13 protein-coding genes are annotated in these 12,581 nt (G+C 64.5%); 9 read left to right on the plus strand and 4 right to left on the minus strand.

The window, feature by feature from the left end; translation table 11 throughout:
• Positions 1-1,249: ISL3 family transposase (locus ACFFIO_RS08775; protein ID WP_378041208.1), on the minus strand; the 1,249-nt coding region annotated here is incomplete at its 3' end.
• Positions 1,250-1,460: 211 nt separating this feature from the next.
• Here ACFFIO_RS08775 and ACFFIO_RS08780 point away from each other — a divergent pair.
• The 7 genes from ACFFIO_RS08780 to ACFFIO_RS08810 all read left to right on the plus strand — a co-directional run bounded on the left by ACFFIO_RS08780 (position 1,461) and on the right by ACFFIO_RS08810 (position 8,955).
• Positions 1,461-2,372 (plus strand): HNH endonuclease, encoded by a 912-nt coding sequence (locus ACFFIO_RS08780; RefSeq protein WP_378041209.1) that lies wholly within the window; start codon positions 1,461-1,463, stop codon positions 2,370-2,372.
• Between the two features lie 164 nt (positions 2,373-2,536).
• Positions 2,537-3,385 (plus strand): phosphatidylinositol-specific phospholipase C/glycerophosphodiester phosphodiesterase family protein, encoded by an 849-nt coding sequence (locus ACFFIO_RS08785; protein ID WP_378041210.1) that lies wholly within the window; start codon positions 2,537-2,539, stop codon positions 3,383-3,385.
• A gap of 336 nt (positions 3,386-3,721) precedes the next feature.
• Positions 3,722-4,807 carry a Fic family protein gene (locus ACFFIO_RS08790; protein ID WP_378041211.1) on the plus strand — a complete coding sequence of 362 codons (1,086 nt, stop codon included), beginning with the start codon at positions 3,722-3,724 and terminating at the stop codon, positions 4,805-4,807.
• Between the two features lie 288 nt (positions 4,808-5,095).
• Positions 5,096-5,884, plus strand: a complete 789-nt coding sequence (locus ACFFIO_RS08795; RefSeq protein ID WP_378041212.1) for an Ltp family lipoprotein — start codon at positions 5,096-5,098, stop codon at positions 5,882-5,884.
• A 165-nt stretch (positions 5,885-6,049) separates the two neighbouring features.
• Entirely contained in the window at positions 6,050-6,391 is a 342-nt protein-coding gene (locus ACFFIO_RS08800; protein WP_115932227.1) for a hypothetical protein, read from the plus strand.
• A 72-nt stretch (positions 6,392-6,463) separates the two neighbouring features.
• A complete protein-coding gene (locus ACFFIO_RS08805; RefSeq protein ID WP_378041213.1) occupies positions 6,464-8,584 on the plus strand; it encodes a GmrSD restriction endonuclease domain-containing protein in 2,121 nt (706 codons plus the stop codon).
• An 80-nt stretch (positions 8,585-8,664) separates the two neighbouring features.
• Positions 8,665-8,955 (plus strand): DUF4287 domain-containing protein, encoded by a 291-nt coding sequence (locus ACFFIO_RS08810; protein ID WP_378041214.1) that lies wholly within the window; start codon positions 8,665-8,667, stop codon positions 8,953-8,955.
• A 48-nt stretch (positions 8,956-9,003) separates the two neighbouring features.
• Here the strand turns inward: ACFFIO_RS08810 and ACFFIO_RS08815 are convergent, their stop codons facing one another.
• Positions 9,004-9,267 (minus strand): hypothetical protein, encoded by a 264-nt coding sequence (locus ACFFIO_RS08815; protein ID WP_378041215.1) that lies wholly within the window; start codon positions 9,265-9,267, stop codon positions 9,004-9,006.
• A 196-nt stretch (positions 9,268-9,463) separates the two neighbouring features.
• Here ACFFIO_RS08815 and ACFFIO_RS08820 point away from each other — a divergent pair, with 196 nt between their 5' ends.
• Together ACFFIO_RS08820 and ACFFIO_RS08825 are read left to right on the plus strand one after the other, a co-directional pair.
• Complete coding sequence (locus ACFFIO_RS08820; protein WP_378041216.1) at positions 9,464-10,330, plus strand: metal-dependent hydrolase; 867 nt, start codon at positions 9,464-9,466, stop codon at positions 10,328-10,330.
• Between the two features lie 103 nt (positions 10,331-10,433).
• Positions 10,434-10,703, plus strand: a complete 270-nt coding sequence (locus ACFFIO_RS08825; protein ID WP_115932235.1) for a DUF6480 family protein — start codon at positions 10,434-10,436, stop codon at positions 10,701-10,703.
• 7 nt (positions 10,704-10,710) lie between these two features.
• On the opposite strand, the gene ACFFIO_RS08830 is transcribed toward ACFFIO_RS08825, so the two are convergent.
• Together ACFFIO_RS08830 and ACFFIO_RS08835 are read right to left on the minus strand one after the other, a co-directional pair.
• The gene (locus ACFFIO_RS08830) at positions 10,711-11,565 is read right to left on the minus strand and encodes an SDR family oxidoreductase (RefSeq protein ID WP_378041217.1); all 855 of its coding nucleotides are present in this window, start codon (positions 11,563-11,565) and stop codon (positions 10,711-10,713) included.
• A 31-nt stretch (positions 11,566-11,596) separates the two neighbouring features.
• Positions 11,597-12,496 (minus strand): enoyl-CoA hydratase-related protein, encoded by a 900-nt coding sequence (locus ACFFIO_RS08835; RefSeq protein ID WP_378041218.1) that lies wholly within the window; start codon positions 12,494-12,496, stop codon positions 11,597-11,599.
• Positions 12,497-12,581: the final 85 nt, after the last annotated feature.

Genomic DNA, 12,581 nt, shown 5'->3' on the forward strand with positions numbered 1-12,581 from the left:
TCGATACGACCGACATCCATCCTGACCGGCCAGTCCCAGACCAGCCAGATCCAGACTCACAGATGGCCTCGGTGGGGCCGTTGGAGGTGCCGGGGCGGTCGAAGTAGGCCAGGATGTCCGCCGCCCGCTTCTTCAGCGTCCTGCCCAACGCTGCCAGTTCGGTGAGCTGGGTCGGCACCGTCCGGCCCAGCTTGGTGATCAGCGTCTGCATCATCGTCTTGCCCTTGGTCCGGTCTGGTTCCCGGTAGGCGGCGACCATGTGTTGGTAGAACGCCCAGGTCGCCTCGACCTCCACGTGCTCATCAGTCTCGAAGACGTTCTGGATGCGGGAGTACTGCTTCTCGGTGAGCAGGTCAGCCCCGGTGAGCAGGGTCCGGCGGGCCTTGTAGAGCGGATCGTCCTTGCAGCCGCGGTGGCCGTGGACCTGTTGCTGGACTCGGCGCCGGCACCGCTCGAGGGCATCGCCGGCCAGACGGACGACGTGGAAGGGATCCATGACCGCGGTGGCCTCGGGCAGTTCCTCCTCCGTGGCGGTCTTGAACCCAGTGAAGCCGTCCATGGCCACCACCTCCACGTTGTCCCGCCAGGACTGGTCGCGTTCGGCCAGCCAGGTCTTGAACACCTGCTTGGAACGGCCTTCGACCATGTCCAGCAGGCGGGCCGGCCCGGTGCCAGCGCGCAGCGGGGTGAGATCGATGATCACGGTGACGTATTTGTCGCCGCGCCGGGTGTGGCGCCACACGTGCTCGTCCACGCCGATTGCGGTGACCCGGTCGAACCGGGTCGGGTCGTCGATGAGCATCCGCTTGCCTTCGGCCAGGACGGCATCGTTGGCCGTGTTCCACCGCACCGCCAGCGCTTCGGCGACCCGGGCGATGGTCAGGTGGCCGATCACCAGGGCCTCCAGGGCCCAGCGCAACGCCCGGCGGGAGATCTTGGACTTGGGTTCGGCCGCGGCGGTGGTGTCCTGACGCCAGACGTGGGCGCAGCCGGCGCACCGGTAGCGGCGGACCGTGATGTGCAGGATGGTGGGCCGCCAGCCCAGCGGTTCGTGCGCCAGTCGACGGATCACGGTGCCCCTTGGGGTGCCCCGGGATCCGCAGCGGTGGCACCAGTCATCCGGCTCGACCACTCGGCAGGCCAGCACCGCCCGACCGGGTTCTAGGCGTTGGCCGGTGGCTTCGAGGCCGAGTTCGTCGAGGCGGCAGAACTTGGTCAGGTCACAGTCGTGGAAGGTAGCGTTGGACACGTCGAGGTCTTTCAGATGGCTTGTGTAGGAACTTCCATCTTCGAAAGGCCTCGACCTCTATCCAGCCACCGACGCGCCGCCCCGCCGAGACCGCGCTCTACACCCTCGTTTGTGATGAGCCCCTTACCTCATCGCCATTGGCCTCATCGCAGCCGTTCTAGTCTTCATCGTTGAGTACTGGTACATCGCACTGATCGTCTTCGTCATCGTGGTGGCCGCGGCAGTGCTTCCAGGAATCATTCGGGACGTACGCAAGAACAAGTATTTCGCCAGCGAAGAATTTCAGCAGAAGAAGTCGGAGATCGCTTCCTTCGTGGCCGAGCACAACGAGATCGCCGCCTACACGTCCGAGATCCGCAGCCGCGGCACCTTTGCACTCGGCATTTCGTCCACGGGCTCCCAATCGCACCTTGCGGCCTTTGAGAACACCAGCACTCATAACTACCGCCGTGACCGCAATGTAGCGCAGTACACGGCATCCAACGTGCACAACTGTTCTCTCCAGGTCGTCCGCAGCGCCAAAGCAGACCCCATCAAGTACCTGATGAAGTATTTCAACATCAAAGCTGAGGAACCGCGACTAGCTGAAGTAGAAGCTCTTGGATCGGAACTCGCCCAGCTTGAGAACGCGGTCATCAATCTGAAGCAACGAGAAAAGAGCATCACAAAATCTTTCGTCCCGCCGGCATTCATCCTGGAGTACTACGCGGAAGAGTTCATGCAGCACGCCGGAGTCAAGCTCTCCCCCATCAGCGTCCCCTACCCCACCTACAAGTTTGAGTACGTCAGTGCGGGTGGCAACAGCTCGCAGAAGACGACAATCAAGCTGGACACAAGAACCATTGATGCGGTTTCTGAGCGTCTCTCCGAAAAGATCAAGTTCAAGCGCAGCGCCGCAGGGCAGCGGGCCCTCATGACGGCCCGACTTCGAAATTTCATCAAGGATCGCGACAACCACACGTGTCAGAACTGCTCGATCTCTCTGACCAAGGAACCCCACCTCCTGCTCGAAGTTGATCACATCGTCCCCGTTTCCAAGGGTGGGCTTTCGACTATCGAGAACCTGCAGACGCTCTGTTGGAAGTGCAACCGCACCAAATCCAACAAGATGGTCTTTCGGTAACAGCCGGTATCCGACCACGCCACTGACCATCCACTGAGCCCAGGCGACGGGATCCGGGCAGCGTCACCCGCTGTTGCCTTGATATTCACCGCGGGGCACTGCGGTGGAAACCCGGCCGATGAAGGATCGAGGGGTCCCGTTCCCCACTGGAAAGTCTCCACGCCATGAAGTCCCTCATCCGCACGCTCGGTTCCGGCGCCGCCGTCGCACTCCTGTTGGCCGGCCCGCAGGCCGCCACCGCGGCGACCCCCTCTGCTCCCGCTGTCACGCTGGGTACCCCTCTGGCACAGGCTCACGCCCACAACGACTACGAGCACGAGCGCCCGCTGCTAGACGCCCTGGAGCACGGCTTCACCTCCGTGGAAGCGGATGTCTGGCTCGTAGACGGCGAGCTGCTCGTAGCCCACGACTCCTGGGAACTCGACGACGCCCCCACCCTGGAGGAGGCCTACCTCGAGCCACTGTCCGAGCTGGTCTCCCCCAACGGCAAGCAGCTCTACCCCGGCTACGACGGAGACTTTCAACTCCTGATCGACATCAAGAGCGAGGGCCCGGCCACCTGGGCCGCGATCGAGGACGAGCTAGCCGAGCACTCTCAGTTCATTACCCGCTACAAGAACGGGCAGGTCAAGGACCGCGCGGTCGAGGCCGTCATCAGTGGGAACCGCCCGCTGGCGGACATGCAGGCCGCCGACACCCGCTACTCCGCCTACGACGGCAGGTCCGCGGACCTTGGCTCCGGCATGGATGCGGCATTCATGCCGCTGATCAGCGAGAACTGGACCAAGCTGTTCACGTGGCAAGGCGTGGGCGAGATGCCGGCCGTTGAGCGCGAGCGCCTGTACGAGTACGTGGACCAGGCCCACGCCGCCGGCTACCGTGTCAGGTTCTGGGCCACGAACGACATCGCCGGACAGGCTCGCGAGAACCTCTGGGCGGAGCTCGAGGCCGCCGGCGTGGACCACATCAACACCGACGACCTGGCCGGCCTCCAGACGTTCCTCGGCCACTGACAGGGATGAACTGAGGCCACCCTGGCTCGTGAATCCCCGGCCTGCGCCAAGCAGGACTGCGTGGAGGCCGAGAGGAGGAGACCAGCCTGTACCTTCCCGAGTGAGGGTCGCCGATCGAAGCCGTGGTGTCGCTTCAAGGCGATCAATGATGACAGATTAATCGTTTTGTGAGCATTGATGGCTGACATGGTCACGAAACGCCCGTAGTGTGAGCATGTGGATCTGACACTCTTCGGCGAGCAGGCGACAGGCGATCTCGTCACCGTTCGCGGTTCCGACCCTTCCCTGGGTTCATGGGAGCACAAGGCATTTCTCCCCCATGGGCTCCCGGACTCCATGCCCCAGTTGTCCATGGAGACCGTACTGTCCTTGGGCAACGCCCGCTCTGCACTGGCCGCCTTGGACAACACGGCACGGCAACTGCCCAACCCACAATTACTCCGCCAGCCAACACTGCGCCAGGAGGCCCAGAGCACCTCGGCCCTGGAGGGCACCTACGCACCGCTGTCCGACGTCGTGACCGCCGATGTCGAGCATGCGGCCACCTCCGAGATGCGTGAGATCCTCAACTACGTGCGCATGGCCAACCACGGCTACGCAGCGCAGGCCGCAGGACGTTCCCTGTCCACGACGTTGCTCAACGAGTTGCAGGACATCCTGATGTCAGGCACGCCTCTCCACTCGGAATCCGGTCGGCTTCGGCACAGCCAGGTCGTCATCGGTAGGCAGCAAGGGGCGAGACCAGATGCACTTCCCACCGAGGCCGCCCGGTTTGTGCCCGTGCCCCCGGGCGACCAGTTGGCTGCCGGCGTGGACGAGCTGATGACGTGGAAGGCCTCCGACCACACCGGCAGGATCGATCCCCTCATCAAGACCGGCATGGCCCACTACCAGTTCGAGACCCTCCATCCGTACCGGGACGGCAATGGGCGCTTGGGGCGGTATCTCATCGTCATGGACCTGCTGGCCTTGGGGCTGCTCAGCGAGCCGACCCTGACAGTCTCCCCCTGGTTCGAAGCTCGCCGAACTGACTACTACGACCACCTGCTCCGCGTCAGCACCGACGGCGACTGGGATTCCTTCCTTCGCTTCTTCGCCCAAGGGCTGGAACAGGCGGCGGTCTCGACCCACCGGCAGATGCTGCGCCTCGGCACCGTTCAAGCCGAGCTGAAGGACACCGTCCGATCCTCCACCATCCGATCGGAAAGCGCCCACGCCATGGTCGACCTGGCCACCGCGCAACCTACTTTCACGGCAGCGATCACAGCTCGCGAGCTGGGGCTTTCCACTGGTGGAGCGCGCAAGATCATCGACCAACTCGTGGATGTGGGGGTCCTGCAGGTCCTCGACCCGGGCAGCACCTACCGTCGCCGCTACTTTGCCCCCCGCATCGTGGGTGTTCTCCTCGAACGCGACGGTTGATCCCTTCTGTGACCGTCTGATTGAAGATGCTCACGCAACAGCGGTTCCGTGAGCATTCGTCCCCGACTCGCGCACAAAAGCCCCTCGGGTGTGCGCATGCCGGTGGCATACTCCCTTATCGCGTCCACCCCCATCCGTAGGGTCCAGAACAGGTCGATCCCCTCATCTGGAGGGATTTCATCGGCCTCTGTTCCGGCAGACCCGGAGAGCCGGCATGGCGGAACCCCTCCGCTGCACCGGTTCGCACCGTCAATCGCTTCCCTCGCGATCCTCATGAAGGACCTTTCCATGTCTCACAACCACCCCTCCCCTCACGGATACCCCCAGGACCCCATCACCGGCGGTACCCCGCCTAACGGCAAGGCCACCAGAGCAGCTACCCGGGCCACACGCCCCTGGTACAAGAAGAAGCGCGCCATCCTACCGGCGGGTGTTTTGGCACTGTCCATCGTCACCGGTGTTGCAGGATGCGGTGGTGGCGATACCGACCCGACGGCTGTCACCTCGAGCTCGTCCGCCACCCTTTCGGCAACTGAAGACGTCCAGCTAGCGGAGGCCACCGCGTCCGCAGAAGAGGAGGCGGCGCAGGAGGCCGAGGCATCGGCCAGTGCGGAGGCTGAGGCGTCCGAGAAGGCCGAAGCTGAGGCCAGAGCAGCCGAAGAGGCGGAGGCTTCTCAAAAAGCCGAGGAAGAGGTCGAAGCAGAAGAGGAGGCCCGTGCCGCCGAGGAAGCCGCTGCGGAAGCGGAGGCAGAAGCCGCCGCAGAGGCTGAGGCAGAAGCCGAACGCGGCACCCTGAGCCAGCAGAACGCCCTGCGGTCGGCCGAGGACTACCTCGACTACACGGCCTTCTCCCGGACTGGGCTCATCGGTCAACTGGAGTTCGAGGAGTACTCAACTGCAGATGCAACGTGGGCAGTGGACCGCGTGACGGTCGATTGGAACGAGCAGGCGGCCAAGTCCGCCGCCAACTACCTGGACTACACGTCGTTCTCCCGCGCCGGCCTGATCGACCAGCTGATCTTTGAGGGCTTCACAGCGGAGCAAGCTCAGTATGGTGTGAGCCAGACGGGCCTGTAGTCAGCGTGGCCCGGTTTGACCGGGCCCTCCCCGCCGGGCCGGCTGACAGCGGGCCCGGCGGGGCCGCCGTCGTTCCTCCCCAACGGTGCCGTGGCCCAGGTCTCCGCACTTGCCTCTTCTCACTCGCTCACACACAACGCTCCGTAGATCGGAAGTGCTTCCACCATGTCGGACAGCGTCGGCAGCTGGTTTGCCGTAGGAACCATTGGCGCCATCGTCACGGGCGGAGCAGCCTCCGTGGTCCCCTGGTACTTCGGGATGGAAGGCTATGGACTCAACTTCTTCGTCATCCTTTGCGTCGCGTCCCTGGTCTTCGCCCTCGTGGCGCTGATCGCCTTCGCGGGATTCTTGAACCTTGTGGTCCGGTACCTGCGCGAGACCAGCGAGCAGACCGACGCGACGCGGACGCTGCGGTATCTGGGCCTGTCTGGGTTCAGCACATTCGAAGAGTTCGAAGCAGCGTTTCGCGAGATCGTATTCGCCTCGCACCGACAAATGATCAGTTAACTTTAGACAATTGACTTCAGGCGCTCTGGCGCAGTGACCCACGGTGACTGTGCATCGTGAAAGGATCATCAGATGGAGACGAGAAAACGCACCCCGCTGGAGCTCTTTAACCTCCCCCAACACTTCAATATTCCATTGTTCCAACGTCCTTACGTCTGGGAAGAAGAAGAACAATGGGCTCCGCTCTGGCAGGACATTCGCCGCACGGTCGAGAATCGCATGAGGACCCCGTTCAAGCCAGTTTCCCATTTTCTGGGTGCAGTGGTCCTACAAGCTGCCGAGCCAGCCTCAGGCAACATGGGTGTTTGGAACGTGGTCGACGGCCAGCAACGCCTCACGACACTGCAACTACTCATGGATGCCACCAGTGCACTGCTGCGCGACGCGGGTTGGGACAGTCCAGCACAGCAACTGGAGGGCCTGACCCACAATCCGTCCCACTACATCGCTCACGGAGAGAGTCCGCTCAAAGTCAGGCATCTCAACAAAGACCGAGCAGCATTTGACGAAGTCATGAATGCAGACCCTTCGCTGTCTTACGACGAGTTGGTGAACCACGGATCACGAATCGCTCGGGCACACCGGTACTTTCGACGTGTGACCGAAGAGTGGCTTGGCTCGCCCAATGACCCAGCGTTCGCGCTGCGTGCCGATCACCTCGCCGAGGTACTCCAGGGCGGCCTCCAATTGGTTTCGATCGATCTGACCCCGGACGAGGACTCCCAAGAGATCTTCGAAACACTCAATGCCCGCGGCACTCCCTTGACCGCGGCCGATCTGGTCCGCAACTTCGTATTCCAACGCCTCGAAGGCGAAGGCGCGGACAGCAAAAGTGCATATGAGCGAGACTGGCCCTTCGAGACCAAGTTCTGGGAATCCTCTGTCAGTGTGGGGCGCCAAAAAGTCGGCCGGAGCTCCTTGTTCCTCAACCAATGGCTCATTTCTCGGTTGGGCGATGAAGTCAGTCCGCATAATACGTTCAGTGCCTTCAAGAGATACGTCAATAACACTGGTGATTCCATGAAGGATCTGCTTCCACGGATTCGACGCCAAGCCGACATGTATGAGTCATGGACCGAGGCAGCTGCCAAGAATGACGGACATCTTTCGGCAGTTGAAATGGCGGTCTACCGGATGAGGGCCAGTGGCGTCGAACTGTTGAAGCCGCTCCTCTTGTTCCTAACAGACCCACTGAGGAACATCCCGCCCGCTGTAGCCGAAGAGATCATCCGCAGCACGGAAAGCTGGGTCTACCGGCGGCAGCTTCTTCGCCTGTCCAATTCTGATCTTGGTCGCATCGTCGCTGAGGTCATCCGCAGCATCCAAAACACTGCCGATGCTGACCTCGTGGATCGGGTCACCACCCACCTGACTCGGTTGAATGTCACGAGTACCTACTGGCCTGGGGACATGGAAGTCCGCTCCGCATTGGCCACGGAATCTGTGTATCGGCGTTATCCACGTGCGCGTATGCGCATGATCCTCGAATCCGCCGAAAACTTCTATCGGTCGGAGACTCACCAGCCCCAAGTAGAGCGCAATCGACTGCCCATAGAGCACGTGCTGCCCCAGTCTTGGCAAGAGTCTTGGCCAGCAGGGACGCCCGAAGAAGTGGAGGCGCGATCTTCTCGAGTGCATCGGCTGGGCAATCTCACGTTGTTGACGCAGTCTCTCAACTCCAAGGTCTCCAACGCTGCGTGGGACATCAAACGCAAAGCGCTTCTGCAACACAACACCCTGACGCTTACGGGCCGCATCCTCAGCGAGACGGAGAACAGCGGATGGGATGAGACACTCATCGACCGGCGGACCGACGAACTCATTGGAACGTTGCTGCAGGTCTGGCCCACCCCCTACGGGCATCAGGGGACAGTGGTTGATCCACAAGCCAAGTCAGTGGAGGGTATCGACCTAAGACACCTCATTGACGCAGGAGTGCTATCCGTCGGCGAAACCCTGCATTCCACCCACAGAGATTTCCCGGGCTCCACAGCCACGGTCCTCGATGGCGGAAAATTAGAGGTGCAAGGCAAGACTTACGCATCACCCTCCGCCGCGGCCAAGAGCTTGCGAAAGCGCGCAACCAACGGATGGTACTTCTGGGCCATCAGAGACGGCCAACGCCTCATGAATGTCAGGGCGGAATTCATTGCCCAGCGACAGCTTCCCCCGACCCTCCCCATAGCCGAATAGGCTCGAAGATGTAGCCGTCTGCTTCGGCATGGCAGACAATGGTGCCCACCCGGCCGCGGACACCGACCACAGGAGCCTCCATGTCCTTCCAGGCCTACCTCGACACCATCGAGGAGAAAACCGGTCTCACCCCGCGCCAACTGCTCGAAATCGCGCAGAGCCGTGGTTACAACGACGCCTCGGTGAGGGCCGGCGAGGTCCTCGACTGGCTCAAGACCGACTACGGGCTCGGCCGCGGACACGGCATGGCCTTGGTCCACGTCATCAAGAAGGGCCCACAGATCGATGCCAAGCACGTGGGCACCACGGGCTCGCACCGGGACGAGACGGACGTGCTCTGGCTCGACGGCAAGGCCACCAAACCCGCCTGATACGCGTGACCGACTCGGCCCGACCGGGCAACCGGCCGTAGCAGTCGACTAGAGCTTCTCCTCGTGCAGCATGCTGCGTGCCTCGTCGAGAGCCCACTCCGAGTCATCGTGGCTCATCCGGGCCAGCATCAGCAGGTTGGCAATGCGCTGCTCGCGTCTGAGCCGTGCCGTCTCGTCAGCGAAGTTGATCATGGCCAGGACGCGGGCATGGGCGCGGCGTCCCCGCGCCTTGACCCTGCTGTCATCAACGTCGGTGTCCTTGAGGATCTGGAGTGCCTCGGTCAGCAGTGTCGTCGTCTCGTGGCCCGCCATGGTCGCTAGTCTCCCATGCTCCTCTCCGTCAGCTTCCGGATCGACGTCACGTGGCCGACCAACCCACTCGACGGCCCTGAATAGCCTCCTTGTATGCCTGTGCTTCGCCTGTCCGTGCATCGTGGTCTGATGGATAGCTGACCACACGGGTGCCTTCGCGACGGCCCCTCCATGTCTGCCGGAAGGAACTCTGCCCATGATGGGACCGCACCATGCCGCCACCGGGGCGGCGGGTTGGGTGCTGCTCGCCGCAGACTATGCGGTGCCGCTGGGCCCGCTGGCCGGCGTCGGGCTCTTCGGACCGGAATCCGCGCTGGTGCTGCCCGAGGCGATCCCGCTGGGCTTCGGACTGCTCCCGGGGATCACGGACCTCGGCATCCTGACCGGCGCCATCGTGACCGCCGGTGCCGCACTCCTGCCGGATGCCGACCATCGCCACGCCTCGATCGCGCACTCGTTGCCGCCAGTCTCCGAATGGCTGTGCATCCTGCTCGGGAAGGTGGCCGGCGGTCACCGCAACGGCACCCACTCCCTGCTCGGCCTCGCCGGCTTCACCCTGATCGCGTGGCTGCTGTCGCTGCTGGTCATGCCCACCACCACTGGCACCGTGCAGGTTGGCGCCGGCCTCGGGACCGTACTACTGGCCTCCTTCGCGGTGAAAGCCCTGAAGTTCATGCCGGACGGGGCACGGAAGGTGCCCTGGCTGCTCGCCGTGCCGCTGGGCGCGCTGGCGGCCCTCGGGTCTGGGGAGCAGGGTTTCTGGTTCGTCCTCGCGGTGGCACTGGGGGTCGCGGTCCATATCGCCGGAGACATGCTGACCGACGGCGGATGCAACCCGTTCTGGCCCCTGAAGCTGCGGCCGCCACGCACCCTGCCGAGGACGCCGTTGACCCGCGTGCTGTGGAGTACTGGCGGCCGGATGAAACTACCGCTCCTCGGACCCACCGGGTCGCGGCGCGAGTGGGCCGTGGCCGTGGTGGTCTCACTGGTGGCCGTGACCGGCATGGTGGCGGCGCTCATGGGAGTCTTCACGGAGGGCGCCCAGTTGCTCGCCCGGTGGTAACCATCCTCAAGGCGCCGCAGATCCACCCTCTCTGCGGGCCGGAGGTCTTGTTAGCCTGTGCCTACGCACGCCCGGAGCAACCGACCGCAGGAGGCAGGTAGCCGTGGCCAACACCAATCCCGAAACCGGTCCCGAAGAGACCCCGGGCAATCCCGAGAACGCAGCCGAAGCCACCCGTGAGACGTCGGGTCACAGCATCGACGGCGATACCCCGCCCGCCGAGGGCGCCAGCCCCGAGCCCACCAACAACGAGCTCGACGTGGACCGGCGTGGCGCGGGGGTCATGAACAAGGTCTGGCTGGTGGCCCTGCTGGTACTGGTCCTCGTCTTCGTGGTCTTCTGGATCATCGGCTCGATCGCCGGACTGTTCTGACCGGCACTCAGCCGTCCAGGAAGAGGTCCCGCTCCAGGGTCTCCGCCGGGCCACCGTAGACCGAGAGATCGGTGATCCCGGCCTCGGCGAGCACCTCGTCATCCAGGAAGAAGTTCCCGGAGCACTCCACCGGATCCCGCGTGAGGATCTCCCAGGCGGCATCGGCCATGATCTCCGGGGTGCGGGACCGGGCCGCCATCTCCTCACCGCCCAGCAGGTTGCGCACGGCGGCCGTGGCGATCGTGGTCCGCGGCCACAGGCTGTTCGCGGCGATCGACTGCCCGCGCAGCTCCTCCGCCAGGCCGAGGGTCACCAGGGACATCCCATATTTGGCGATCGTGTATCCCAGGTGCCGTCCGGCCCACGCCGGGTTGAGGTTCAGGGGCGGGCTCAGCGTCAGGATGTGCGCGGCCGGTGACTTCGCCAGCCAGGGCAGTGCCGTCTTGGCCAGCAGGAACGAGCCCCGGGTGTTGATGTCCTGCATGAGGTCGTACTTCTTCATCGGCAGGTCGGCGGTGCCGGAGAGGTCGATGGCGCTGGCGTTGTTCACCACCATGTCGATCCCGCCGAAGCGCTCCGCGGTGCGGGCGACCGCGTCGGCGACCGAGCCGTCGTCGCGCACGTCCCCGACGATGGCCAGGGCGCGCCCGCCGGCCTCCTCGAGGGCGGCGGCCGCCGTGTGGACGGTGCCTTCGAGCTTCGGGTGCGGCTCGGCCGTCTTGGCGAGCAGGGCGATGTTGGCCCCGTCCCGGGCGGCCCGTAGGGCGATGGCCAACCCGATGCCCCGGCTGCCTCCGGACATCAGCAGCGTGCGGCCGGCCAGGGAGCGTTCGGAGTCAGGACGGGCGGTGTTCTCGGTCATGGGGTTGCCTCCGGTTCGGATGTCAGGCGAGTCAGGAGAAGGGCGAGAAGTCTGGGGAGCGCCGCTCGGCAAAGGCCGCGAAGGCCTCGCGGGCCTCCGGACCGGCCAGGCGCTCGGTGAACACGGCGATCTCGCGGTCGATCACCGGCGCCAGCGCCTCCGCATTCCGCATCAGGTGCTTGGTGGCGGTCAGCGAGCCCGCCGGCTTGGCGGCGAGCTCGCCGGCAACCTGCCGCGCCGTGTCCAGCAGCGACTCCGCCGGGACCACGCGGTTTGCCAGGCCGGTGGCCACGGCATCCTCGGCGGCCAACGGCTCGGCAAGTGCGAACATCGCGAAGGCCCGCACGTGGCCGATGCGCTGGGTTAACAGCAGGGTGGACGCAGCCTCCGGCACGAGGGCCAGGTCCACGAACGGGGTGATCAGCTGGGCCCCCTCCGCCAGCACCACGTAGTCCGCGTGCAACAGCATGGTGGTCCCCACGCCCACGGCCTTGCCCTGCACGGCTGCCACGACCGGCGTGGTGCAGGCCGCCAGCGCGTGCAGGAACCGCCACACGTTCATCTGTCCGGTGATGGCCGACGCCGGCCCACCCGGCTCGGCCGCGACGGTCCCGGTGGCCGCCTGGTCGGCAGATTGGCCGGCACCGCCTCCGGCGGTGTGGCCGGCGATCTGCTCGGCCAGGCGGCTGAAGTCCGCGATGTCGTTGCCGGCACTGAAGAGGTCTCCCTCGGCGCGGAGCAGGACCACCCGGACGTCCGGGTCTGACTCCGCTCGTTCGATAGCGTCGGCGAGGAGGCCGTACATGGGGTCTGTCAGCGCGTTCTTCTTCGCGGGGCGGTTGAGCGTGATGGTGAGGATGGCGTCCTGCAGCTCGACGACGACGTCCTGAGTGGTCTCGCGGCCGGTGTGTTGCATCGGGTCCTGGGCCATGGGCGCAGCTCCTTCAGGGCTGGAGGTCCTCTATCGGTACGGCCCGGCGGTCCCACCGCCGGGCACGTGTCCTTCGATCATGGCA

The organism is Citricoccus parietis, from assembly GCF_042433045.1.
Lineage (GTDB): Bacteria > Actinomycetota > Actinomycetes > Actinomycetales > Micrococcaceae > Citricoccus > Citricoccus parietis.

Excerpts from the sequence above, each read along its gene's own strand:
- ACFFIO_RS08785 (WP_378041210.1), top strand. The coding sequence starts at position 2,537 with ATGAAGTCCCTCATCCGCACGCTCGGTTCCGGCGCCGCCGTCGCACTC.
- ACFFIO_RS08790 (WP_378041211.1), top strand. The coding sequence starts at position 3,722 with ATGCCCCAGTTGTCCATGGAGACCGTACTGTCCTTGGGCAACGCCCGC.
- ACFFIO_RS08795 (WP_378041212.1), top strand. The coding sequence starts at position 5,096 with ATGTCTCACAACCACCCCTCCCCTCACGGATACCCCCAGGACCCCATC.
- ACFFIO_RS08800 (WP_115932227.1), top strand. The coding sequence starts at position 6,050 with ATGTCGGACAGCGTCGGCAGCTGGTTTGCCGTAGGAACCATTGGCGCC.
- ACFFIO_RS08805 (WP_378041213.1), top strand. The coding sequence starts at position 6,464 with ATGGAGACGAGAAAACGCACCCCGCTGGAGCTCTTTAACCTCCCCCAA.
- ACFFIO_RS08810 (WP_378041214.1), top strand. The coding sequence starts at position 8,665 with ATGTCCTTCCAGGCCTACCTCGACACCATCGAGGAGAAAACCGGTCTC.
- ACFFIO_RS08815 (WP_378041215.1), bottom strand. The coding sequence starts at position 9,267 with ATGGCGGGCCACGAGACGACGACACTGCTGACCGAGGCACTCCAGATC.
- ACFFIO_RS08820 (WP_378041216.1), top strand. The coding sequence starts at position 9,464 with ATGATGGGACCGCACCATGCCGCCACCGGGGCGGCGGGTTGGGTGCTG.
- ACFFIO_RS08830 (WP_378041217.1), bottom strand. The coding sequence starts at position 11,565 with ATGACCGAGAACACCGCCCGTCCTGACTCCGAACGCTCCCTGGCCGGC.
- ACFFIO_RS08835 (WP_378041218.1), bottom strand. The coding sequence starts at position 12,496 with ATGGCCCAGGACCCGATGCAACACACCGGCCGCGAGACCACTCAGGAC.